At 63.1% G+C, this 23,979-nt stretch carries 25 protein-coding genes; 7 read left to right on the plus strand and 18 right to left on the minus strand.

Annotated features, from left to right (window positions below):
• Positions 1-254 precede the first annotated feature (254 nt).
• The gene (locus ACXJKO_RS14330) at positions 255-533 is read right to left on the minus strand and encodes a hypothetical protein (RefSeq protein ID WP_457091765.1); all 279 of its coding nucleotides are present in this window, start codon (positions 531-533) and stop codon (positions 255-257) included.
• A gap of 162 nt (positions 534-695) precedes the next feature.
• Positions 696-1,271: a hypothetical protein gene (locus tag ACXJKO_RS14335; protein ID WP_457091766.1), complete on the minus strand. Its 576-nt coding sequence runs from the start codon at positions 1,269-1,271 to the stop codon at positions 696-698.
• Between the two features lie 550 nt (positions 1,272-1,821).
• Between ACXJKO_RS14335 and ACXJKO_RS14340 the strand changes: the two genes are divergently transcribed.
• Both ACXJKO_RS14340 and ACXJKO_RS14345 read left to right on the plus strand, forming a co-directional pair.
• Positions 1,822-2,430 (plus strand): YdcF family protein, encoded by a 609-nt coding sequence (locus tag ACXJKO_RS14340; RefSeq protein WP_457091767.1) that lies wholly within the window; start codon positions 1,822-1,824, stop codon positions 2,428-2,430.
• Between the two features lie 161 nt (positions 2,431-2,591).
• A complete protein-coding gene (locus ACXJKO_RS14345) occupies positions 2,592-3,521 on the plus strand; it encodes a DMT family transporter (RefSeq protein WP_457091768.1) in 930 nt (309 codons plus the stop codon).
• Positions 3,522-3,524: 3 nt separating this feature from the next.
• Here the strand turns inward: ACXJKO_RS14345 and ACXJKO_RS14350 are convergent, their stop codons facing one another.
• Positions 3,525-4,412, minus strand: a complete 888-nt coding sequence (locus ACXJKO_RS14350) for a LysR substrate-binding domain-containing protein (protein ID WP_457091769.1) — start codon at positions 4,410-4,412, stop codon at positions 3,525-3,527.
• 230 nt (positions 4,413-4,642) lie between these two features.
• Here ACXJKO_RS14350 and ACXJKO_RS14355 point away from each other — a divergent pair, with 230 nt between their 5' ends.
• On the plus strand, positions 4,643-4,960 hold the full coding sequence (locus ACXJKO_RS14355; protein ID WP_457091770.1) for a DUF1127 domain-containing protein: 318 nt from the start codon (positions 4,643-4,645) through the stop codon (positions 4,958-4,960).
• A gap of 89 nt (positions 4,961-5,049) precedes the next feature.
• Here ACXJKO_RS14355 and ACXJKO_RS14360 read toward each other — a convergent pair whose 3' ends face one another.
• Genes ACXJKO_RS14360 through ACXJKO_RS14370 form a run of 3 tightly spaced genes read right to left on the minus strand, consistent with a single transcriptional unit; the run spans position 5,050 to position 9,055 of the window.
• Entirely contained in the window at positions 5,050-5,784 is a 735-nt protein-coding gene (locus ACXJKO_RS14360) for a DUF937 domain-containing protein (protein WP_457091771.1), read from the minus strand.
• A gap of 38 nt (positions 5,785-5,822) precedes the next feature.
• Positions 5,823-7,205, minus strand: coding sequence for an MATE family efflux transporter (locus tag ACXJKO_RS14365; protein ID WP_457091772.1), 1,383 nt, complete (start codon positions 7,203-7,205; stop codon positions 5,823-5,825).
• Positions 7,205-9,055 (minus strand): monovalent cation:proton antiporter-2 (CPA2) family protein, encoded by a 1,851-nt coding sequence (locus tag ACXJKO_RS14370; RefSeq protein WP_457091773.1) that lies wholly within the window; start codon positions 9,053-9,055, stop codon positions 7,205-7,207. Before ACXJKO_RS14370 ends, ACXJKO_RS14365 begins: the two co-directional genes overlap by 1 nt.
• 185 nt (positions 9,056-9,240) lie before the next feature.
• Between ACXJKO_RS14370 and ispH the strand changes: the two genes are divergently transcribed.
• From ispH to rnhA, 3 genes are read left to right on the plus strand one after another with little or no spacing between them, the layout of a single operon-like run.
• Positions 9,241-10,200: a 4-hydroxy-3-methylbut-2-enyl diphosphate reductase gene (gene ispH / locus ACXJKO_RS14375; RefSeq protein WP_457091774.1), complete on the plus strand. Its 960-nt coding sequence runs from the start codon at positions 9,241-9,243 to the stop codon at positions 10,198-10,200.
• A gap of 3 nt (positions 10,201-10,203) precedes the next feature.
• The gene (locus ACXJKO_RS14380) at positions 10,204-11,169 is read left to right on the plus strand and encodes a homoserine kinase (protein WP_457091775.1); all 966 of its coding nucleotides are present in this window, start codon (positions 10,204-10,206) and stop codon (positions 11,167-11,169) included.
• Positions 11,166-11,642, plus strand: a complete 477-nt coding sequence (gene rnhA / locus ACXJKO_RS14385) for a ribonuclease HI (RefSeq protein ID WP_457091776.1) — start codon at positions 11,166-11,168, stop codon at positions 11,640-11,642. The genes ACXJKO_RS14380 and rnhA overlap by 4 nt, the downstream gene beginning before the upstream one ends.
• A gap of 22 nt (positions 11,643-11,664) precedes the next feature.
• Here the strand turns inward: rnhA and ACXJKO_RS14390 are convergent, their stop codons facing one another.
• Complete coding sequence (locus ACXJKO_RS14390) at positions 11,665-12,147, minus strand: redoxin family protein (protein ID WP_457091777.1); 483 nt, start codon at positions 12,145-12,147, stop codon at positions 11,665-11,667.
• A gap of 36 nt (positions 12,148-12,183) precedes the next feature.
• Entirely contained in the window at positions 12,184-13,011 is an 828-nt protein-coding gene (locus tag ACXJKO_RS14395) for a protein-disulfide reductase DsbD domain-containing protein (RefSeq protein WP_457091778.1), read from the minus strand.
• A gap of 106 nt (positions 13,012-13,117) precedes the next feature.
• Here ACXJKO_RS14395 and ACXJKO_RS14400 point away from each other — a divergent pair, with 106 nt between their 5' ends.
• Entirely contained in the window at positions 13,118-13,729 is a 612-nt protein-coding gene (locus ACXJKO_RS14400; protein WP_457091779.1) for a YqgE/AlgH family protein, read from the plus strand.
• A 9-nt stretch (positions 13,730-13,738) separates the two neighbouring features.
• On the opposite strand, the gene ACXJKO_RS14405 is transcribed toward ACXJKO_RS14400, so the two are convergent.
• From ACXJKO_RS14405 to ACXJKO_RS14450, 10 genes are all read right to left on the minus strand, one after another.
• Positions 13,739-16,618 (minus strand): EAL domain-containing protein, encoded by a 2,880-nt coding sequence (locus ACXJKO_RS14405; RefSeq protein ID WP_457091780.1) that lies wholly within the window; start codon positions 16,616-16,618, stop codon positions 13,739-13,741.
• A gap of 194 nt (positions 16,619-16,812) precedes the next feature.
• Positions 16,813-18,096 carry a M16 family metallopeptidase gene (locus ACXJKO_RS14410; protein ID WP_457091781.1) on the minus strand — a complete coding sequence of 428 codons (1,284 nt, stop codon included), beginning with the start codon at positions 18,094-18,096 and terminating at the stop codon, positions 16,813-16,815.
• On the minus strand, positions 18,093-19,508 hold the full coding sequence (thrC, locus tag ACXJKO_RS14415; protein WP_457091782.1) for a threonine synthase: 1,416 nt from the start codon (positions 19,506-19,508) through the stop codon (positions 18,093-18,095). The genes ACXJKO_RS14410 and thrC overlap by 4 nt, the downstream gene beginning before the upstream one ends.
• Before the next feature lie 72 nt (positions 19,509-19,580).
• Entirely contained in the window at positions 19,581-20,327 is a 747-nt protein-coding gene (locus ACXJKO_RS14420; protein ID WP_457091783.1) for an SURF1 family protein, read from the minus strand.
• Positions 20,327-20,695 (minus strand): DUF983 domain-containing protein, encoded by a 369-nt coding sequence (locus ACXJKO_RS14425; RefSeq protein ID WP_457091784.1) that lies wholly within the window; start codon positions 20,693-20,695, stop codon positions 20,327-20,329. The genes ACXJKO_RS14420 and ACXJKO_RS14425 overlap by 1 nt, the downstream gene beginning before the upstream one ends.
• 106 nt (positions 20,696-20,801) lie before the next feature.
• Entirely contained in the window at positions 20,802-21,662 is an 861-nt protein-coding gene (locus ACXJKO_RS14430) for a cytochrome c oxidase subunit 3 (protein WP_457091785.1), read from the minus strand.
• A gap of 67 nt (positions 21,663-21,729) precedes the next feature.
• Complete coding sequence (locus tag ACXJKO_RS14435) at positions 21,730-22,335, minus strand: cytochrome c oxidase assembly protein (protein WP_457091786.1); 606 nt, start codon at positions 22,333-22,335, stop codon at positions 21,730-21,732.
• A 7-nt stretch (positions 22,336-22,342) separates the two neighbouring features.
• Entirely contained in the window at positions 22,343-22,501 is a 159-nt protein-coding gene (locus tag ACXJKO_RS14440; RefSeq protein ID WP_457091787.1) for a hypothetical protein, read from the minus strand.
• A 5-nt stretch (positions 22,502-22,506) separates the two neighbouring features.
• Positions 22,507-23,463 (minus strand): heme o synthase, encoded by a 957-nt coding sequence (locus ACXJKO_RS14445; protein WP_457091788.1) that lies wholly within the window; start codon positions 23,461-23,463, stop codon positions 22,507-22,509.
• 137 nt (positions 23,464-23,600) lie between these two features.
• Positions 23,601-23,979, minus strand: a 379-nt coding sequence (locus tag ACXJKO_RS14450) for a cbb3-type cytochrome c oxidase subunit I (RefSeq protein WP_457091789.1), incomplete at its 5' end; no start/stop codon positions are given.

Raw genomic sequence — 23,979 nt, forward strand, 5'->3', positions numbered from 1 at the left:
AGGCTCCCTTAGACCCTGCCCTAATGATAGTTATCCGAACTCGTCCGTGGCCTATCATATAAATCTTCGTCAATAATCTGATAGTTAGCGATCAGCTCTTCATGGAGGCTAGTGTTAGACGGCCGGACATGATGATCGGCTATGCGAGTAACGGCACTCCAGAGAAGACGTGGATGCCCGGATCAAGTCCGGGCATCACGAGGTATCCTTGGTCACGCGCGGAGAATGGCTTCTTTCTCACGCAGGACTTGGTCTCAGTTCCGCTGCGGCTTAGGTGTCGCGCCCTCTGCCAACGTGGGGAGTTCCTGCGTCATCCAGGCGACCATCTCGGCGTTCGTCCTGAGGTGTCCAGGCATCGCGACGAATGGCGCTTCTGCGTCTTGGGTCGCTGATTGGCCGTCTGCCTCGGCATCGAAGGGCTCAGCATAGGGAGCAATCTGAGCTTGTCTCCCGAACAGCAGAATGAGCAGGGACAGCATCCCAAAGGCACCGATAAGGATCGCGAGGAAGTCGAGAGTGAGGCCAGTAATCACAGCACGTCTCCAGCAGGAATCCTTAGGATAGTAGCCATCCACGCTGTTGAGTAGCTCTGAGTGATATGACGTATTCGGATATGCCCTCGACAGCGCCCGCGGCATTCACAACAAACGTTGGTGACCGAGAAAGGACCACCTCTTCGGATACTTCATGTCCCCTCAAATCCCTCCGCCACCCTCGAACCACCATTCCCGCACCTCCCAGCCATAGCCTTCCTCCTGCATGATGCGGTCGAGATGGGCTTGGAGCTCTGCTTGCAGATCGTGGATGGAGCGGGCGGGTGGTTCCTCTTCCCACGCGGCTTCCTGACGGACAGTGTCATCGCGGGTGGAATGGGCCGCCTGGCGGGCAGCGAGCTTTTCCATGTCGGTGAGGGTGCGGGTCAGGCGGGCGAGGGGCTGCAGGCCGCGTTGGGCGAGTTCGATAGGCTGGGCTTCGAGGGCCTCGGCGTGGCGCTCGGTGAGGGCCCAGAGCTTCTGGGTCACGCGCTCGCGCTGCTCGCCGATGCGGGCGGGCAGGGGCGCGCCGGGCGGGCGTCGCCAATTGTTCTCGGTGGCATAGCGAGAGACGGTGGCTGTGGCGATGCCCAGCTCCTCGCCGATGCGGGCATAGGAGCGGGTCGAGCCCTCCACGAGGTCGCGCATCCGGGCGATGCAGGCGTGGGCGAGCTTTTCGCGGATGGATCGGCTGCGGGCGCTTCGGGGCTTGATGGATCGTGGTTTGGACAAGGGCATGGCGGCGGCAATCGATTATTAGAACATAACGTGAACAGAGTAGCAGATTTGGGAAAACAGTCAAGGTTGGGGTAGGGCGATTTGGTTTTTGATGGGCCAACCCGGACTGAGTGAAACGAAGGTCCGTGGACATGTGCAGTATGGAGTGCAGATTCCCTCCCCCTTGCGGGGAGGGCTGGGATGAGGGTCGCGACTGGGTGAGCGTTTGATGGGTCTAGCACTGGTCTAACCTCTCCCGTGTGGGAGAGGTCGACGCGCGTGAGCGCGGCGGGTGAGGGAATGCCGTGTCCGGACAGGGCGGGCCCTCACCCCCTGCCCCTCTCCCACCCGGGAGAGGGGGCTTGTAGAAACCGTTATATTCACTGATGCAGCGGGCCGCTCCGACTTTGCGACCCCCGCCCTCGATCCCTCCCCGCAAGGGGAAGGGAAGAGCCTGCACCATGATCCTGTGGGCGATCCCGGATCGGCTAGTGCCGTCCGGGATGACACTTGGGGTGAGGTGCGGGATGCCTTGTGAGACGGTTGGGATGGGTTGAGGGAAGAGAGTGGCATGAGGGTTCAGAACAGGGGCGGGTTGTCCGTGGCGCGGGGGATGGTGATTGCCTTGGGCCTGCTCGTGCTCGCTGTAGCCGGGATTTTGGCGGAGATCGCGATCTATTCGACACGCTCCAACGCCGGGAACGCGGATGCGGCTATCGTGCTGGGGGCTGCGGTTTATACGGACAGGCCGTCGCCGGTGTTCGAGGAGCGGATCCGGCACGGGGTTGCGCTCTACAAGGGTGGCCAAGTGCAGCGTCTCGTGATGACCGGCGGGCGTGGGCCGGGTGACAGGCTGTCCGAGGCCGAGGCGGCGCGGGACTGGGCGGTCGCGCAAGGCGTGCCGCCGGAGGCGATTGTGCTGGAGGATGCCTCACGCACCACGCAGGAGAACTTGAGCCTCGCGTTGCCGCTGCTGCGGAAGCATGGGGTGGGGCGGGTTCTGATCGTGAGCGATCCGCTTCATATGCGCCGGGCGATGGTGATTGCCGAAAGGCTCGGGATCGAGGCCCAGCCTTCGCCGACGCCAACGAGCCGGTATGTCGGCTGGGCGAGCTGGTTCGGGTTTCTTGTCCGGGAGGGGTATTACCTCACCCGGTGCCGCGTGACCGGGCGGTGCTGAGAAGGATTTTATGCTTATTTTGCAATAGTTTACAGGATGTTTCAGGGCGCCTGCTTGGAACGTTTCATCACCGTTCCAGCGGGGACCGATGACAATTCATCATTTGTGCTGATGGCTCATCGGGCGTAACGGTGTGATGAATCAAGCCTGATGGAAACGCCATGACCCACGCCAGCACCGCCATGCCCGTGCCTGAGATGAAGCGGTTCGATACGAGCACGCTCGGGCTCTATGTCGCCACCGTGTTCCTGTGGGGCGTGAGCTGGATCGCAATCCGCGCGCAGCTCGGGGTCGTGGCGCCGGAAATGTCCGTGCTGTGGCGCTTCGCGCTGGCGGCCGTGCTCATGTGGGGCTGGGTGCTCGCCACGGGGCATCAGGTGCGCTTCGGGCTCGGCGACCACCTGCGCTTCATGGCGGTGGGGTGCTGCCTGTTCTCGTTCAACTTCATCTCGTTCTATTACGGCGGATTGAGCGTGCCATCGGGGCTGCTCTCGGTGGTGTTCTCGCTGGCCTCCGTGTTCAATCTTGTGCTCGGCTTCGTCGTGTTCCGGCAGAAGGTGGAGCCGCGCGTGGCCCTCGGCGGGCTCATCGGCGTGACCGGGATCGGGCTTCTGTTCTGGCCGGAAATCACGGGCGCGGGCTTCAATGCCGCCGCGCTGAAAGGCCTGGGGCTTTGCACGCTCGGCACCCTGTTCTTCTGCTCGGGCAACATGGTCTCAACCGTGGTGCAGAAGCGGGGCGTGCCGCTGTTGTCCGCCACCGCCTGGGGCATGACCTATGGCTGCGTGGTGCTGGTGGCCATCAACCTTCTGCGCGGCAACGCCTTCACCATCGAGCCGACGCTGAAATATGTGGGCTCGCTCGTCTATCTCGCCATCGGCGCATCGGTGCTGGCGTTCATGTCCTACCTCACGCTGCTGCGGCGTCTCGGCGCCGCGCGGGCGGGCTATGCGACAGTGCTGTTTCCCATCGTGGCGCTGACCGTCTCGACCGTGTTCGAGGGGTATCAGTGGACGCTGCTTGCCGCCATCGGCGTCGTGCTGGCGCTGATCGGAAACGTGCTGGTGCTGCGCAAGCCCGCCGCGAAATAGGCGTTACTCGGCGGCGGCCGGCATCGTGCGGGTCGAGCCCAGATTGTCCAGCGACTGCTTGATGTGGAAGCCTAGAGCGTCCGCCAGAGGGTTCTCCTCGCCGCGCGAGCGGATCAGGCCGATCTTGCACGAGGGCAGGGCGGGGAAACCGTCCGAGGGCCCAAGAATCCGCATGCCGGGGCGCACGGCGCTTTCCGGCAGGACTGAGACCGCAAGGCCCGCCATCACCGCAGCACCCACGGCCGTGGAATGCCAGCTCACATAGGCGACGCGGAAGGCGCGGCTCGCGCTCTCCAGGGCCTCGGTGGCGGAGTGCCGCCAGTCGCAGCTCGGGCGGCCGAGCGCCAGTGGAATCGGGCTTTCCTCATGCACCCCATGGCGCGCGGACGTCACCCAGAGCAGCTGCTCGATGCGCACGATCTCGGACGGGCCGCGCCGGTCCACATGGGTGATGATCGCGAGGTCGAGATCGCCGTGCTGCACGCGCTCGATCAGGTTCGGCGTCGGCTCGCACATCACCGTCACCTCGGCCTTCGGATTCGAGCGCGAAAAGCGCGCCAGGATCTCCGGCAGGTAGCGGTCGGCATAATCGTCGGGCAGCCCTAAGCGCACACGGCCGGTGAGCTCGTGCTCGTTGAAGGAGGCCATGCATTCCGTGTTCAGCCGCACGATCCGGCGCGCGTAATCCAGAAGCCGCTCGCCCTCGTCGGTGAGCTTCGACAGCCGCCCGTCACGCTCGAAGATCGTCTTGCCGACCCGGTCCTCCAGGCGCTTCATCTGCATCGACACCGCACTCTGCGTCTTGTGCACGATCTCCGCCGCGCGGGTGAACGACCCCGTATCCGCAATCGCCACGAACGTCCGGAGCTGGTCGATATCGAGCAGGTGCATGGCCCTGTTTCCCCATCATCAATTTCACTGATGATACATATCTCAAACAATCGCTTCAAGTGATGAAACGTTCCATGCTATACATTCCAACAGAAAATTTCATTAGCATTTTCAGATAGTTAAGCGCCAAATGGGCTTTATTTCCTGAATTTCCTGCGATTTTTTTCGCTGCGAACAGACCGCCTGTTTGCAGAGCTGATGGATCGGAACGAGAGCAAAGGAGACCCGCTATGACCCGGTCTGCAAAGATGACGATGACTTCTCCCGGATTGGCCTTCCTGGCTCAATTCACCCGTCAGCTCGTCGCTCTCGTAAAAGCTTTCAAGGATCGCCGAGAGGTCATGAACTTGGCCGAGTTCGACGACAGGATGCTCAGCGATATCGGCCTGACCCGCAGTGACGTGAGCAGTGCGCTTGCGGAGCCGCTTCATCTCAATCCGTCGTGGGTGTTGGTTCGATGCGTCGATCAGCGAGCGCGAACGGACCGGACGACCGATCATGCGCGGAAGGTCCGACTTGCGGTTCCGCTCGTGAAGAGGGCGGCCTAGAGCATTTTTCGGCGAAGTGGATCCGGTTCGCCGTCAAAAAATGCGGCTCAAAAAAGAAGAGAGATGATTCCACGCAAGTGGAAACAGCTCTAGGGCTTCTTCGAGTCGACCTTCCAGGCATCCTCCAGAATCGATTGAAGGGACGTGAGATACTGCATCTGCATCTCATGTCCCTTTTCCATCATGTCCTGTAATGATGCTGATTGCTGCGGAGGTGGCTCAGGCGGCTTCTGGGCAGGGGCTATCTGGAGAAAGGCCGCCATCACGTCCTGAAAGGGGTTGGCGGGCGTCGTTGGTTCCGATGCGGCAGGCTTCACCCATGCTCCCCACAACTCGGCCCAGGGATTGACGAAAGTAGGCTGTGCCTTCTCCTCGGGAGGCGTGAAGGGCTGCGCCATCTGTGAATGCGCCTTCATCCATTGCGCCACTCCCCCGGCGAAAATTCCGGCGAGGACCGGCAGGACCTGCTGCATCGTGTCGGCGCCGATCCCGGCATAGGCTGCCGCCTGGTGTGCCACGCGCCGACTTGCCTCGTCGGATCCGAAGAGCTGGTCGAGAAGGACGCGCCCTTCCTTCTGGGCCTGAGGAAAGAAAGAAGCACCGGGCGCCTGCCAGAACGTCTGGTAGCCGCCGCTCATCAGGGATTGGAGAACCCGGGCAGCATCGGGCGAGGTCATGGCGTGCTGAAGGCCCATCATGAAGGCCGGCATGAAAGCCGCCATCGCCTTCTGCTGCTGATCGCCCGAAAGATTAAACTGCCGGGAGAGAGCATCGAAGCCTGCATTGGCCTGGGCTTGGCGCATCAGATCGAACCAGTTGAGCATGGCGGACTCCTTCAAGGCGGATCTCTCTTCGCCCCGGCTCACGGAGCAGGAACAGCTTGCCTCTCCAAACGGCGGATTGTCCAGAAGGCAGTGATGATAGCGGCGATGCCGAAGGCGATAGAGCCTGCGCCGATGCCGATGATGGCGCCTTTGGGGCCAGCGACATGGGCGCCGTAATAGGCGAAGGGAATCATGCCAAGCGTGGCGCGCCCCCAGTTGAAGAACGTGGACAGGAGCGGATAGCCGAGATTGTTGAAGGAGGCGTTGGCCACTAGGACCAAGCCGATGAAGAACCAGATGAAGCCGCTGAGCTGGCAGAAGAATCGCACGAGCTCCGCAGTCGTCGGGGGCGCATTGAAGGCGATGACGATGGGCACCTGCAGCAGGAACAGCAGCAGCCACATCGCGAAGATATAGATGACGATGAAGATCAGCGCGTCTCGGAGGGTCTGCGTCATGCGATCGTAACGGTGCGCGCCCCAGTTCTGTCCGAGAACGGGGCCGATGGCGCCGGCCAGGGCGAAGAGGCCGGCGAATGCCACGGGCGTCACACGGTCGATGATGGCGGATGCCGCGATCACCTCATCGCCGAACTTCGACAGGATGCCGGTGAAGAACCCGTTGGAAACGGGCGCGGCGATATTCGTCAGAATGGCCGGAACCGCGATGGCGAAGAAGGGCCGCGCATCGCCGATGACGGATGCCAGGGTCGGGCGGGCGAGAAGGCGGTGCGAGCCGACGAGAAAACGGTAGCCAACATAGAGATAGGCGAGGCGGGCGATGTTGATGGTGATCGCCGCGCCATTGGCTTTGAGGCCGAGGCCAAAGATCAGGATCGGATCGAGGAGAACCGTGACGATTGCCACGGAGAGCGTGGCGTACATGCTGCGCTTGGCGTCGCCCGCGGCCCGCAGCACGGTGGAGAACGCCATGCCGAAAGCCATCAGCACATTGGTCGGCAAAGCGATCCAGAGAAAGTGCAGGGCGACCTCATGCGCCAGCGCGCTTGCACCCATCGCGCCGAGGATCAGGGGCAGTAGCGGCAAGGCAATGGCGCTCACCGCAGCGGCTACAAGCGCCATCAAGATGCTGCCCGAGGTCGCGAGCCTCCGCGCATCGTCATAGTGACGTGCGCCCAACGCGCGCGACACGAGCGCGCCGATGGGGATCATCAGCCCGACATTGATCGATACCGAGAAGAACATCACGACCGTGGCGAAGCCGACACCGGCGGTCAGGCTCGGATCGTGGAGCCAGGAAATGTAGAGCAGCGAAACCAGATCGACGATAAAGATGGCGATCAGGCCCGCCGCACCCGTTCCCGTCATCACGAGAACGTGGCGCATGGTCGATCCGGTGACGAAGACCGGTGTCGTCGCGCCCGTGTCGGACAAAGCCTTTTCGGGCGACGTGGCGTCCATCAGAGAACCTCTTCGCCCAGGATGTCGCGCGTCTCCGGGCTGAGCGCCTTGGCGCGGCTGGTGGGCGAGGTGAGGGGCTCGGGCGTGATCTTGGCGCCGACGACGAGCTCCGCACCGTCCATGGTGCCGCCTTCCTTCTGGAGCACGAGGCGTGCGATGTCGCGTTTGCGTACATCCTGTGCGGAGGCTGCAGCGATGTCCGGATCCGTACCGAGTTCTTCAAGTGCCGCCCGTCCGAACACGATGGCGGATTCAAAGGCCTCGCGCAGCTGGTAATCCACGTCGAGATTCAGCAGGCGGACCGCGTGAATGCGGTCATAGGCCCGCACGAAACTTCGGGCCTGCCTGAAGTTTCCATGAATGATCTCGGTGATCCGCTCGGTCGTTTCCGGATCGTCCGTGCAGACGCAGATCATCTCGGCTTTCTCTGCGCCCGCCGCGCGCAATACGTCGAGGCGGGTTCCATCGCCGTAATAGATCTTGAGCCCGAAGCGGGCCGCATCGCGAACGCGCTCGACATTCGTGTCGATGACGGTCGCGTTGATGTTTTGCGACAGCAGGACCTGATTGACGATCTGTCCGAACCGCCCGAACCCGATGACCAGCACGCGGCTCGACTCGTCGTTCTCGTGGCTCGGCAGGCCATCGAGATCCGGCGCCATCGCTGTTTCGGGGCGTGAGCGCAGAGCCTTTTCGAGCAGGGTCGAGAGCATGGGGCCGAGCAGCATCGTAATGGCGGCAAGCGCCGTCACGGGCTGCGCCTCGCTGGCGGTCATGAGGCCCAAGCCCGTTGCAACAGGCAGGAGGACGAAAGCGAATTCACCCGCCGTGCACAACAGGGCGCCGGAGCGCAGGCCGTCGCGCCATGAGGAGCCGAAGATCCGCGAGAGCACGGTGATCAACGCCGTTTTGAGAACGATCACGGCGGGCGCGGCAATGGCGAGCAGCACCCATTGCTGTTGCACGAGGGCGAGGTCGATGGACATGCCCACGCTCATGAAGAACAAGCCCAGCAGCATGCCGCGGAACGGCTCGATATCCGCCTCCAGCTGATGGCGAAAGTTCGACTCGGCGAGCAGCAATCCGGCGAGGAAGGCGCCCATGGCCATGGACAGGCCGACTTCCTGCATGAGTAGGGCTGCACCGAGCACGACGAGAAGGGCGGAAGCGGTCATGACCTCCCGCGCGCCCGTCCTGGCGAGGATGCGGAAGAACGGGTTCAGGCCGTAACGGCCGATCACGATCACGAGGCCGATGGCGCCGAGGGTCTCCGCCACCGTGATGAGGCGATCGGAAAGGGATGCATGCTCCACCGCGGCGCCGGAAGCGAGAAGCGGCAGAATGGCGAGGACGGGTACGACCGACAGGTCCTGGAACAGGAGGATTGCAAACGAGCGCTGCCCGTAGCCGGTCTGCAGATCGTTGCGTTCCCCGAGCATCTGAAGGGCGATGGCTGTGGCCGAGAGCGCGACCGCGATTCCCGTGACAAAGGCAGCGTTCGGAGAAAACCCCATCGCAAGCGCCGCGCCGCCAAGGCAGATGGTCGTCAGCGCAAGCTGGGCGAAGCCCAATCCGAAGATGTCGCGCTTCATTGACCAGAGGTGGGATATCTTGAGCTCGAGCCCGATGACGAAGAGCAGGAGCACGACACCGAGTTCCGCGACCGTCGCGATGGTCTCCGGATCGCCGACAAGGCCGAGGACGGAGGGGCCGATGACGACGCCCGCCGCCAGGTAGCCTAAGACCGCGCTGAGGCCCAGAAGGCGGAACACGGGCACGGCAACGACGGCCGCCCCGCAGAAGATCAGGACAGGTGGGAGAAAGCTGACGTGGGAAGCTGCGGTTGCCATCGAGCGTCTGTAAAACGGGTGGGCAGATCACCCTTTCTATGAGGTCTTGGACGCCAGGGCGAGCCCCCTCGCGAGTAAGCTGGGCAGAAATGTCCGTTACGTCACACTGGAACCTGAGCCGGACCCGCGAATTACCGTCGCTCCCGCTTGACAGGAGGGGCTTCCTCTCGCCACATCGCCCCATCATGACGAAGCCGCCCCTCGATATTCTCCTCTGTGCCCCGCGCGGCTTCTGCGCGGGCGTCGTTCGCGCCATCGACGCGGTGGAGAAGGCATTGGCGATCCACGGTGCGCCGGTCTACGTGCGGCACGAGATCGTCCATAACAAATACGTGGTGGAGAACCTGAAGCGGAAGGGCGCCGTCTTCGTGCGGGAACTCGACGAGATCCCGGATACGGAAGCCCCGGTGATCTTTTCCGCCCACGGGGTGCCCAAGTCGGTCCCCGAGGCCGCCGAAGCCCGCAAGTTCTTCGCTATCGACGCCACATGCCCCCTGGTGACCAAAGTCCACCGGGAGGCCCAGGTGCACCACAAGCGGGGCCGCCACATCATTCTCATCGGCCATGTGGGCCATCCTGAAGTCATCGGCACCATGGGCCAGCTGCCCGAGGGCGCCGTGACCTTGGTCGAGACGGTGGACGATATCGCGAGGCTCCAGCCTGCCGACCCCGACAATCTGGCTTTCGTTACGCAGACCACCCTGTCCGTCGATGACACCCAGGATATGGTCGATGCCCTGAAGGCGCGCTTCCCGAGCATCGTCGGTCCTCACAAGGAGGACATCTGCTACGCGACCACCAACCGCCAGGGCGCGGTGAAACGCGTGGCGCCGATGGTCGATGCCATGATCGTGGTGGGGTCTCCCAACTCCTCCAATTCCCAGCGCCTGCGCGAGGTCGCGGAGCGGGAAGGGTGCCCGCTGGTCCGCCTCATCCTGCGGGCCGATGACATCGACTGGTCCCTGTTCGGGAACATCCGCCGCCTCGGCATCACGGCTGGCGCCTCGGCGCCCGAGATCCTGGTGGAGGAAATCATCGACGCCTTCGCCGAGCGCTACGAAGTCTCGGTGGAGAGTGTGTCGACGGCGGATGAGAGTGTGTTCTTTCCTCTGCCGCGCGAGTTGCGTGAGCARGCGGCGGAGTAAGCGGTGGCAGTCTATACGGAAGTCAATGACGAGGAGCTTTCCAGCTTTCTTGCCACCTATGATATCGGCACGGTCCTGTCCTACAAGGGCATCGCCGAGGGCGTGGAGAACACGAACTATTTCCTCCACACCACGGAAGGGTCCTACATCCTGACGCTCTACGAGAAGCGGGTGCGGGAGGCCGATCTGCCGTTCTTTCTCGGCCTCATGCAGCACCTCGCCAACAAGGGGCTGAACTGTCCTCTGCCGGTCAACAACCGCGACGGGCAGGCGCTTGGGCGGGTTGCAGGGCGTCCTGCCGTCATCATCACCTTCCTCGAAGGCATCGCCGTCCGCCGTCCGACCGCCCAGCATTGCGGTTCCCTGGGCGCGGCCCTGGCCAAGCTTCACCTGGCGGGCCGGGACTTCGCCATGAATCGGCCGAACGCGCTGTCCATGGATGCCTGGGCGCCGCTTTTTGCTCAAGCCGAGGCGCAGGCGGATACGGTCCTGCAGGGCCTTGCGGAACGGACCCGGAGGGAGCTGGCCTTCCTTCAGGATGCTTGGCCGAAGGACCTGCCCTCCGGCATCATCCATGCGGATCTTTTTACTGACAACGTGTTCTTCATCGGCTCCGAGGTATCCGGCCTCATCGACTTCTATTTCGCCTGCACGGATTCCTTCGCCTACGACGTCGCCATCTGCCTCAATGCCTGGTGCTTCGAGCAGGATGCGTCCTTCAACCTGACGAAGGCGAAGGCATTGCTGGCGGGCTACCAATCCGTTCGACCACTGACCGCTCAGGAGATCGAGGTGCTGCCCGTGCTGTGCCGTGGCTCCGCCATGCGCTTCATGCTGACCCGGCTCGTGGACTGGCTCAACGTGCCTCCGGGCGCGCTCGTGAAGCCGAAGGACCCGCTCGAATACGACCGCAAGCTTCACTTCCACCGGCACGTGAAGCATGCCCGCGAATATGGACTTGAGGCATGAGCGGAACCGAACGCGTCCTGATCTATACGGATGGTGCCTGCTCGGGCAATCCTGGCCCCGGCGGCTGGGGTGCGATCCTGTTCTTCAAGGGCAGTGAGAAGGAGGTTTCCGGCGGGGAGGCTCACACCACCAATAACCGCATGGAACTCCAAGCTGCCATCGAGGGGCTGAATGCCCTCAAGCGCCCTTGCGCCATCGACCTGTTCACAGATTCCCAATATGTGCGCCAGGGCATTACGCAATGGATGCACAACTGGAAGCGGCGCGGCTGGCGCACCGCCGACAACAAGCCGGTGAAGAACGAGGATCTGTGGCGCGCGCTCGACGAGGCCGCGTCCAGGCACGATGTCGCCTGGCATTGGGTGAAGGGGCACGCGGACGATCCCACGAATATCCGCGTCGATGCCCTGGCGGTAGCCGCCATGCAGCCCTTCAAGAAACGGGGTGGGCGACCGCTGCTCGCGACGGAGTGAGCAGCGGTCGCCTCATCATCTCTTAGAGATCCTTCAGCAGGTTCTCAGCTCCGGAGATCTGAGCCTTTGAGGGCGTATCTTCCACATTGAGAGTCTTCACGACGCCATCCTCGACCACCATCGAGTAGCGCTGTGAGCGGGTGCCGAGGCCGAAGCCCGAGCCGTCCATGGTCAGCTTAATCGCTTTGGCGAAATCGGCATTGCCGTCGGACAGGAACTCGATGCCTTCCGCGCCGGCCGACTTCGACCAGGCATCCATGACGAACACGTCGTTGACGGCGGTCACGAGAATGGAATCCACGCCCTTCGCCTTGATCTCATCCGCCTTCTGCACGTAGCCGGGCAGATGGTTGCGGTGGCAGGTGGGAGTGAAGGCGCCCGGAACGGCCACGAGCACTACTTTGCGGTCCTTGAAGAGATCGTCCGTCGTCTTGGCCACCGGTCCGTCCGGTGTCATGACACGGAACGTAACCTGGGGGAGGCGGTCTCCAACCTGAATAGACATAGGCAAGTCTCCAAAACTGCACGAGGATGAACCCTCCTAGCGCGGCTTGCCATTCCCGTCGAGGCTCACTTCCGTCTCAACTGCCTTGTCCCCCGCAACGAGTGTCAGGCGTAAGGGCACAGGCCCGGCATCCTTCGGCTTTTCCTCGATTGTGACGGTGAATCCGTTATCTGCATCGGGCGTGGAGGCGGACAGATACCAGTTGTCCGGCCCTTCGGCGAAAAGCGACGGCTTCGTGCCGGCGGGAACCCGCACCTTGACCGCCAACGCAGGCTTGTCCGCCTGCTCCTTCGCCGCTACCGCCACCACTGACAGATCGCCTTGCGCTCCCAAGGACTGAAGCCGGGGTACGCGCGCCTGGAACTGCTCGATGCTGGCGCGATCCATGCCCGGATCGCAAAGCAGCAGGCTCAGCTCAGCATTGGCCGGAATGCAGATGTCCTTGCAGATCCCGTAATCGACGGCGAGGGCAAGCTTGATCGGTTTGTCGGCCTGCTCCGGCTTCATCACAACCGGCAGAATGACTTTTCGACCATAGACATAGGCGACGCCGGCAGCGTCCTCATGACGCTTCGGGGCGGGCCACTGGATGTCGATGGAGGCGACGTTCTCCGAGCCGGACCAGTCGAACCGAGGCGGCAGGCCGGACTCGCCGGGGTTGCGCCAATAGGTCTTGAACCCCTGGTCGAGGGTGAACTCGATCCCCGCCAGCCATACATCGCCCTGCTTGCCGCCGGACAAGAGACGGACCTGAGAGTGGAACCCCTTGGCGCCGCTCGGGGAGGAGAGGGGCTGTGCGGTTGCCGAAAAAACGGTCAGGATCAGGAAAAAGGCCGCTGAAATGGTACGAAACATGATTGCCATGGAACTGACGCCTCCCTGAGGCGCTTCACTTATGCGTTTTATGGTCGGGTCTGCCATCCACGATCCCGTGATCGGGTTGCTGGCCCAGCAAGGCAGATTTCGACAGATGAGCTTTCAATATTCTTACCCCGGTGATGGATCCCCTTATCTCGACGGGCAGCTTCTCGTAGCCATGCCCGGCATGGCGGACGAACGGTTTGCCCGGGCGGTCATTTATGTCTGCGCCCACTCGCCGGAAGGGGCCATGGGGATCATCCTCAATCGCCCGGCCGCCAACGTGACTATGCCTGATCTTCTGGTTCAGCTCGAGATCGTTCCCGAAATGGAGCGCATCCATTTGCCCGAGAAGGTCAATCGGATGCCCGTGCTGATGGGCGGCCCGGTCGAGACGAGCCGCGGTTTCGTTCTCCATACGCCCGATTTCCATCTCTCCCAATCCACCCTGCCGATCGATGATGGGGTGTGCCTGACCGCCACCGTCGATATCCTGCGGGCGATTGCCCGGGGTCAGGGCCCGCAGAATGCCGTTCTGGCGCTGGGCTATGCGGGCTGGGGCGCAGGCCAATTGGAGCTCGAGCTTCAGGCCAATGGCTGGCTGAACTGCCCGGCCAATGCGGAGCTGATCTTCGACACCGCCGTCGAGATCCGCTACGAGATGGCCTTGCGCGGGATCGGGATCGAGCCTGCCATGCTGTCCATGGAAGCCGGCCACGCCTGACGGCTGCCTCTAGGCCGCTTCCGTGGCTGCACCCACGAGCTGGCGGGCCTGGAGCACGGACATCGGCTCGCCGAAGACTGGGCCCTGCGCATATTCGCAGCCGAGCTGATACAGCTCGATGGCTTCCGACTCGCTCTCCGCGCCCTCCGCAACGATCTCCATGCCGAGCTCATGCGCCATCTTGACGATGGAGCGCAGGATGACCGGCTTGCCCGCAGCCATCTGGCGAACGAAGGACTCGTCTACCTTCAGCGTGTCGAACGGAAAGCGCAGGAGGTAGGAGAGGGCGGAATAGCCCGTGCCGAAATCGTCGAGCGACAGGCCGGCACCGAGATCCCGCAGGCGTGTGAGCATCTGGGCCGAATATTCCGGATTCTCCATCACGAGACTTTCCGTCATCTCGATCTTGAGCGAGCGGGGCAGAACCCGCGTCCGCGCGATGATGGTTTTCACGTCCTGCAAGAGATCATGGCGCAGGAGGTGCTGGCTCGACATGTTGACGCTGGCGAAGATCGGCGGTTCAACTTCGAGCGCGCCCTGCCAGACCGCCAGTTCGCGAGCGGTCTGTTCGAGCAGGAACCCGCTGAGCTTGACGATGAGACCCGTCTCCTCGGCGATGGACATGAAGTCCTCGGGGCCGATGCGGCCGAGGCGGGGATGATCCCAGCGCAGCATGGATTCGAAGCCCGCGATCGTCCTGTCCTCAAGGCGGACGATGGGCTTGAACAGCACCTTCATCTCGTTGCGCTCAAGAGCGTGGCGCAGGTCGGTTTCCATCGTGAAATGGTCGCTGCGATCCGAGCGCATGGTGGGGCGGAACACCTCGATGCGATCACCGCCATGGCGCCGCGCATGGGCCATGGCGATCTCGGCGTTGCGCAATACTTCCTCGCGCCGCGCCGCGATCTGCGGATCGTGCAGGGCAATGCCGATGGAGGCGGTAAGGAAGATCTCGCGCTCGGCATAGGTGACAGGTGTCGTGACGATGCGGCGGACCATGTCGGCGAAGGCGATGATGCGGTCGGGCTCGCGCTCGGAGAGCAGGATGATCGCGAATTCATCGCCCGAAATGCGCGCCAGCGTATCCTGGGGTTTAAGCAGGCGGCCGAGGCGGCGGGAGAGCGTGAGCAGGATCGAGTCCCCGGCGGCATAGCCGGATTGCTCGTTGATTTCCTTGAACTTGTCGAGATCGATCACGAGCACCGTCGGGCGCAGGGAATCGTCCTGGCTTGCGAAGGTCAGAGCCGCTTCGAGGCGGTCATAGAACAGCTGGCGGTTCGGCAGGCTGGTCAGGTTGTCATGCACCGCGTCGTGCAGCAGGCGCTCCTCGGCGTTCTTGCTGCTCGTGACGTCGGACAACGTGCCCACGATGCGGATCACCTCGCCATCGGAGCCGATGACCGGACGCGCCTTCAGGCGATACCAGTGATGCGCGTTGGAGTACGAGCGCAGGCGGAAATCCTGGATCAGGCGGCCGCGGCGATGCTCAATGACGGTATCGAGGGCAAGGCGGTAGCGATCCTTGTCGAAGGGATGGATCAAGTCGAGCCAAGCGGATGCGGGGCCTTCCAGCGCGCCGCGCTTCAGGCCGAGCTGATGCTCCACCTCAGGGCTGACGAAAATGTTGTCGGCCACCACGTCCCAATCGAACACGATGTCGCCGGCACCCGCAAGAGCGAGCGCACGGCGCTCCGTGTCGTTCATGAAACCGCGCGCGAATCCGCCGCCCGCGAAGGCGTGCTGCATCACCGTGAAGCCGATGAGCATGACGATCAGCACGAGGCCGCCGACGAGGGCCGAGGGCACGATGTCCGACAGAAGATGCCCGACGATTGTGAAACTCGCCGCAACCACCCAGGCGATCAGCAGAAGCCAAGTGGGCACGAGCATGATCGCGCGGTCATAGCCGTGCGTCGCCAAGTGGATCACGAGGATGAAGCCGATACCGGCGACCGCCGCGATGGACATGCGCGCCACACCCGCCGCGACCGGCGCGTCGATGATCGCAAGGCCGATGAGCGCGCCGAGGAAGGCGAGCCAAAAAGCAGTCACATGGCTGTAGCGCACATGCCAGCGATTGAGGTTGAGATAGGCGAACAGGAACACCAGAAGCGTTGCCGCGAGTACCGCCTCGGCACCGGCGCGGTAGATCTGCTCCGTGGTTTCGGAAATGGGGAAGACGCGCTGGAAGAAGCCGAAATCGATGCAGGCATAGGCCAGCACGGCCCAGGCCAAGGCAGCTGCCGCCGGAAAGATCAGGGCACCCTTGACCACGAAGACGATGGTGAGGAATAGGGCCATCAGGCCCGCGATGCCGATGATGATGCCCTTGTAGAGGGTTAGCCCGTTCACGCGTTCCTTGTAGGCATCCGCGTCCCACAAATGCAGCTGAGGCAGGTTGTCGGTGCGAAGCTCCGCCACGAAGGTAACGGTGGTGCCGGGATCGAGGGTGATCAGGAACACGTCCGCATCGGGACTGTCGTCCCGCTCCGGCCGGATGCCCTGGCTCGCCGTAACCGCCGCGATGCGCGAGGAGCCAAGATCGGGCCAGAGAACGCCGGAGCCGGTGAGCCGGAAATGGGGAGCGACAAGAAGGCGGTCCACCTGCTCATCGGTATCGTTGGTGAGCGCGAAGACGATCCAATCCGGGCGGGTGCCGGATTCGCGCGCCTTCACCGCGATGCGGCGCACGATGCCGTCGCGGCCGGGCGCGGTGGAAATGCGGATCTCGTCCCCATCCGACTTGTAGCGCTCGATGGCGGGCGTGAGGTCGATCGCCTTCACCTTGGGATCGACGCGAACGGATTCCACCGCCCAGCCGCTCGATGGCCAGATGAGACCTAGAAATGCCGCCAGAAGGAGGGCTATGGCGAAAGATACGATCCGCAACGCTTCGGTTCTTTCGTCCGGTCCAAAACTGTGAAGCTGGATTGGTACCGGTCAGGGAGCCTGAGAGCAAGGCGAAGCCGGGATCCGGCCTGACTTGTCCGCAGGACTCATTTGTTATCGTTAACCACGCGCATGGAACCTGTTTGCGGCGGGATTGAGGTGAACCGAACATGACCTAAGGTCATGCGGCCCGATCATCCGCGCAGGCCGGTGATGATCTTGTCCAGGGAAGGAAGACCCTTGATGGGGCCGATGGCCGCCACGGTGGGCTGTCCCTCCAGCAGCATGCGTCCCGCGGCGCGCACATCGTTCTCGTTGAGGGCATCCACTTTCTTGACGATCTCGTCGCTTCCGACGATCCGGCCCCAGGAGAGGAGCTGGCGCGCTACGCGCTCGATGCGCCCGCCGGGCGTCTCGAGGGCCGTCAGCAGGGCCACTTTCATCTGCGCCTTGGCGCGGATCATCTCGATCTCGCTGATGTCCTGCGTCGCCTGGCGCATGCAGGCAAGCGTCACTTCCATCAGATTCTTGACATCGGAGCCCGCCGTACCGGCGCCGATGCCGAACAACCCGCAATCGGAGAAGGGCCAGTGGAAGGAATCGATGGAATAGGCGAGGCCCCGTGTCTCCCGGACCTCATGCCACAGGCGGGAGGTCAGGCCGCCGCCGAGGATATGGGCGAAGAGGTGCGCGCCGTAATAGCCCGGATCCTTGAACGAGAGGCCCGGCAGTCCGAGCACGATATTGGCCTGTTCGAGCTTGCGCGCGATCCGCCTTTCGCCGCCCGTATAGGCGCCGGATTGCGGGGGCGCGATATCGGCGGCAGGCATCGATCCGAACAGCCGCTCGGCCGCATCGACGATCTGCGCGTGATCCACATCGCCCGCAGCCGCCAGCACCATCTTGGCCGGAATGTACTCGCGCGCCATGAACGCGCGGATCGTGGTCGCGTCGAAGCTCTTGATGGTGTCCGGCGTTCCGAGGATCGGGCGACCCACGGGCTGCCCGCTGAACGCGGTTTCCATGAACGCGTCGTAGATCAGATCGTCCGGCGTATCCTCGACGGCGGCGTATTCCTGCAGGATCACGCCTTTCTCGCGGGCAAGCTCGGCATCGTCGAACGCCGAGTTGATGAGAATGTCGCCGAGCACATCCAGCGCAACGTCCACGTTCTCGCCTAACACGCGCGCCGTGTAGCTCGTGTACTCGACGCTCGTCGCGGCATTGATGTCGCCGCCGACATTCTCGATGTCTTCGGCGATCTGCCGCGCGGAGCGGCGCGCGGTTCCCTTGAAGGCCATGTGCTCGATGAGATGCGAGAGACCATGTTCATGGGCCTGCTCGTGCCGCGAGCCTGTGCCGACCCACACGCCAAGCGTCGCGGTGGCGATTTCCGGCATGCGCTCGGTGGCAACCGTGAGGCCGTTGGAGAGCCTTGTGATATCGACCCGCTTCTCGCGAACGAAGTGCTCGTTCATGCAGCAGCGCCTTTGACGGCCCGGGCGCGCTCGCGGATGAAGCGCTCGACCGCAGCCTGATCGTTGGGAAGAACCGTGAAGCTCTCGTTGCGCTCCATCAGATCAGCCATGTGCGGCGGGAGTGCGGGGCGTAGCCCCGTGGCGCGCTCGACCGCATCCGGGAACTTGGCCGGATGGGCGGTGGATAAGGCTACCACAGGCACTTCGGGATTTCTCTTCAGCAAAGCACGACCCGCGCGGGTGCCGACAGCGGAGTGCGGATCGAGAACATAGCCGGTAGTGCGATAGGTCTCAGCCATTTCATCGATGACGTTGGCCTCGTTCACTGCTTCCGCCGAAAACTCCTCGCGGATGCGGGCGAGCGGGCCTGCCTCGATCATGAAAGCCCGGGACTGGCTGAGGCTCGCCATCAGGCGGCGGATAGCCTCGCCGTTGCGGCCGTAAGCCTCGAACAGAAGGCGCTCGAAGTTCGAGGAGATCTGAATGTCCATCGACGGCGAGGTCGTGGGCTCGACGCCCTTGATCTCGTAGGTGCCGCTGCCCAGCGTGCGGGCGAGGATGTCGTTGGCGTTCGTGCCGATCATCAGCCGCTCGATGGGCAGGCCCATGCGCTTGGCGGCCCAGCCGGCGAGGATGTCACCGAAATTGCCGGTGGGCACCGAGAACGAGATGGGACGATGCGGCGCACCGAGCGCCACGGCGGCGGTGAAATAATACACGGCCTGCGCGGCCACGCGCGCCCAGTTGATGGAGTTCACGCCCGACAGCTGCAGCTCGTCGCGGAAGCGGCCATTGTTGAACATGGCCTTCACCATGCTCTGGCAATCGTCGAAGGTGCCCTCGACGGCGAGCGCATGTACGTTGGGCGAGGCCAATGTCGTCATCTGGCGGCGCTGCACGTCCGACACGCGGCCATGCGGATAGAGGATGAAGATGTCGACCTGATCGAGACCCTTGAAGGCCTCGACCGCAGCACTTCCTGTATCGCCTGAGGTCGCGCCTACGATGGTGGCACGCGCTCCGCGCGCCTTCAGCACATGGTCCATCAGCCGCCCGAGGAGCTGCATGGCAACGTCCTTGAAGGCCAGCGTGGGACCGTGGAAGAGTTCGAGCACGAACAGATTGTCGTCGAGCTGGGTGAGGGGGCATACGGCCTGATGGCGGAAGGAAGCGTAAGCTTCGTCGATCATGCGGCCGAGATCGGCCCGGCTGATGTCGCCATCGACCAGCGGTCCCAGAACCGCCTTCGCGACCTCCGCATAGGATTTTCCGGCAAAGCCCTGAATCGTGGCCGTGGACAGGCTCGGCCAGCTTTCCGGCAGGTAGAGGCCACCATCCCTGGCAAGGCCGGTCAGAAGCGCATCGGAAAAACCAAGCGCGGGGGCTTCCCCGCGGGTCGAGACATGGAGCACGGTCATTCTCCTGAAATTCGGTCGGACCATATTGTCCGCAATGTCCTGCGGCAAGCCGCTTCTAGTGCCGCATCATTCCTTCACCCGCCGCAACGCGAAGGCGATGAAGACGCCGATCAGGGTCAGGGCGAGGCCGAACCACGTGACGGCGTATTGCAGGTGATTGTTGGGCAGCGTCAGCGGGGTCTGCCCGCCTCGGGGCCAGCCGCCGGGGTTGGGGCTGGCATCGGCATCGATAAGGAACGGGGCAACACGCTCCAGCTTGCGGGCCTCGGCGATCGTCTGCGGATCGCGGGCGAACCAGTTGTTCTTGGCCGGATCGTCGTTGGGAGTGAAGGGATTGCGGATTTCAGGCGCCCGCACGAGACCGGTAACCGTGACCTCCCCGGCCGGTTGGGCCTGGGAGCGCGTGGCGGGATCCTTGAGGCCGGTGGGGACGAAGCCGCGATTGACGATGACGGTGGCGCCGGAAGCGAGGGTGAGCGGCGTGAGGACGTAGTAGCCTTGGATCGGCGCGCCCTGGCGCTCGCCTTGAGCGAGGCCATAAATCGGGGTTTCCTTGTCGTGCTGGAAGGTGCCGGTGATGCGGACCTTTCGGAACTCGTCCTGATCCGCGCGCCAGGCGGCCCATTCGGATTCGGGGAGGATCGCGCCCGGCTCGCCATAGGCCCGCGCCTCGATCTGGCCGATCAGGTCGTCCTTCCAGGCTTTGCGCTGAAGCTGCCAAGTGCCGAGGCCGATGAGGATCGCAAGGGCGATCAGCGTGGCGAGGCCCGGCAGGATCAGCGAGCGCCCTTTGTGCAGACTGACGGCGCTCACTAGTGGAAGCGCCCTTCCTCGGCCTTGTGGTGGTATTGCAGCGCCATCAATACGCCTTTCAGGGGACGCATGAGAGCGAGGCTCATGAGGATGCTCAAGGCTGACCACATCACGAGGTGGAGCCATATCGGGGGAGAGAAGGTGAATTCGGCCCACAGCGCCAGGGCCACCACCACGATGCCGACGATCGACATGACGAAGAAGGCGGGACCATCGCCTGTATCGGCGAAGGCGAGATCAAGGCCGCAGACCTCGCATTTCGGTCGAATCGTCAAGTAGCCCTTGAACACATGTCCCTTGCCGCAACGGGGGCACAGGCCTTTCAGGCCGGTGATGACGGGAGGGGGAGCCGATTGGTCTTGGGCCACGATGTTTCTCCGTAAGAGCCACCCCTCAGATGGGAAGGGAAGGCCAAAAAACGAAGGGCGGCTTGAGAGCCGCCCCCGTTGAATGTCAGTGGTGAGCGGAGCGGCTTTAGTGCCCGCCGGCTCCGCCGCCGCCGAAGCCCCATACGTAGATGGAGGCGAAGAGGAAGAGCCAGACCACGTCCACGAAGTGCCAGTACCAGGCGGCGAATTCGAAGCCGAGGTGCTGCTTGGGCGTGAAGTCGCCGCGATAGGCGCGCAGCAGGCAGACGGCCAGGAAGATCGTGCCGATGATCACGTGGGCGCCGTGGAAGCCCGTCGCCATGAAGAAGGTGGCGCCGTAGATGTTGCCTTTGAAGCCGAAGGCGGCGTGGCTGTACTCGTAAGCCTGCACGAAGCTGAAGAGGAGGCCCAGGATGACCGTCAGCCACAGGCCGGCCTTGAGGCCCTTGCGGTCGTTCTCCAGGAGCGCGTGGTGCGCCCAGGTAACCGTGGTGCCCGAGGTCAGCAGGATCAGGGTGTTGAGCAGCGGCAGGTGCCAGGGATCGAAGGTTTCGATGCCCTTCGGAGGCCAAACCCCGCCGAGCACCTCGACGCGCGAATAGAGCTGCGGGTCGCCGGCATAGAGAGCCGCATCGAAATAGGCCCAGAACCAGGCTGCGAAGAACATCACCTCGGAGGCGATGAACATGATCATGCCGTAGCGATGATGGAGCTGGACCACACGGGTGTGGGAGCCCGTATTGGCCTCGCGCACCACCTCGGTCCACCAGCTGAGCATCGTGTAGAGCACGCCGATGATGCCCGCGCCGAAGATGTAGGCGCCCAGGTGCATGCCACCGAACGCGATGTCCTTCCACCAGGTCACGAAACCGGACGCCATCAGGAAGGCGCTGACCGCGCCGATCAACGGCCACGGGCTCGGTTCAAGAATATGGTAATCGTGGTTCTTGGCGTGAGCCTCGGCCATTTTAGTCGTCTCCGTGCCTCGATTGTGACTTCGCTTTATGACGTTTCTGTCCAGCTTGTCACGTCTCTTATTGAGCGATGGTTTGGGTTGATGACGTCGCCTCCGCCACCGGCTTTCCACCCTTGGAGGGGAAGTAGGTGTAGGAGAGCGTGATGGAAGTCAGGTCCTTCACGTCGGAATCCTGCACGAGGCGGGGATCCACGTAGAACACGACCGCCGATTCCAGGGTCTCCCCCGGCTGCAGCGTCTGTTCCGTGAAGCAGAAGCATTCGAGCTTCGAGAAATAGGTGCCGGCGAGATCAGGCTGCACGTTGTAGGTGGCGATGCCCGTGGCGGACTTCGAGCCGGTGTTGGTGACCTTGTAGTAGACGGTCGTCGTCTCGCCGAGCTTCACCTTCACTTCCGGCTTCTCGGGCGCGAAGCGCCAGCTGAGGCCCGGAGCGACGTTGGAATCGAAGCGGACGGTGATCGTGCGGTTCATCACGTCGGAATCGTTGGCGTCGCGCACGATCGGCGTGCCGCCGAAGCCCGTCACCTTGCAGAACAGGTCGTAGAGCGGAACCGACGCATAGGCGAGGCCGACCATGCCCACGACGATGCCGACGCAGGCAGAAGCCGTGCGGTGCATCTTGCGTCGGATGTTCGTGTTCTCAGCCAGATCTTTCTCAGTCATGTCGAACTCACAACGGGCGCTGCAGGACCTGGGGTCCAAGCTTTGCGATCGTGATTGCGAAAAGAAGGATGCAGAGAATGCCGAGCGTGAGCGCAAGGGCCAGCGAGCGCTTGCGGCGGCGCTTCTGCTCCTCGGGGGTCAGGCTGTAGGAGTGCTTCGAATCCATCGCGATCACCCGAGAACCGGCCGGAAGAAGCCGAACCCATGTTCCGCGAGAAGGGTCGCGAACAGCAGGAAGAGATAGAGGATCGAGAAGGCGAAGAGCTGCTGCGCCACGCGCATCGCGGGCTCGCCCTCGCGCAGGCGATAAACCTGGACCGCCAGGGCCAGCATGCCGAGGCCGCCGATCAGGGAGATGATCGCATAGGCCAGACCGCCGAAGCCGAAGAAGACCGGCGCCATGCCGAGGGGCGCGAGAAGCACCGTGTAGGCGAGGATCTGGAAGCGGGTGGAATCGGGGCCGGCGACGTTCGGCATCATGGGAATGCCCGCGCGCTCGTAATCCTTCGATTTCACGAGAGCCAGCGCCCAGAAATGCGGCGGTGTCCACATGAAGATGATGGCGAAGAGAATGACGCTATCCCAAGCCACATGGCCGGTGACGGCCGCCTGCGCGACGACCGGGGGGAGGGCGCCTGCCGCGCCGCCGATCACGATGTTCTGCGGCGTCGTGCGCTTGAGCCACATGGAATAGATGACAACATAGAAGAAGATGGTGAAGGCGAGCAGGCCAGCCGCGAGCCAGTTGCTCGCAAGGCCCAGCACGAGCACCGAACCGGCCGAGAGCGTGAGGCCGAAGGCGAGAGCCTCGCCGGGCTGAATCTTGCCGGCGGGAATCGGACGCTTGGCCGTGCGGGTCATGATGGCGTCGATATCCGCATCCCACCACATGTTGAGGCAGCCCGACGCGCCGCCGCCGACGGCGATCATCAACAGCGAGACGAAGGCGAGCACGGGATTAAGATCGGAATGGCTGACGACCATGCCGACGAGGGCCGTGAACACGACCAGAAACATCACGCGGGGTTTAAGAAGGGCGAAGAAGTCCGACACGTCGCCCTGCGAGATGCCTGCCATGGGGAGGTTCTCTGTGCGGGAATTGGTCAAGCTATTCGACGCAGTGTTCATCAAAATGATCTTCCGAAATGCTGAAGCCTCAAAAGCCCCCCAAAGGCTTCCTGATGTCAGCTCCTCGCCGGAAAGCTTGGGAGCACCAAGCTCTCGGGGGAGGAGCGGGCGGCGAGAAGCCGCCCGGCTCGCTAATTTTAGTGGTCCGTGTCCACGATGCGCGGCAGGGTCTCGAACTGGTGGAACGGAGGCGGGGAGGACAGGGTCCATTCCAGCGTCGTCGCACCTTCGCCCCACGGGTTGCCGGCTGCCTTTTCCTTGCGAACGAAGGCGTAGATCACGCCGCCGATGAAGATGAAGATACCAGCGAAGAAGATGTAAGAACCGATCGAGGAGACCAGGTTCCAGCCAGCAAACGCATCCGGATAATCCGCATAGCGGCGCGGCATGCCGGAGAGGCCGAGGAAGTGCATCGGGAAGAACAGCACGTTGGCGCCGATGAACGCGACCCAGAAGTGCAGTTTTCCGATCCAGTCGGGCATCACGTAGCCGGTCATCTTCGGGAACCAGTAGTAC

The sequence above is a fragment of the Microvirga sp. P5_D2 genome (assembly GCF_054049475.1).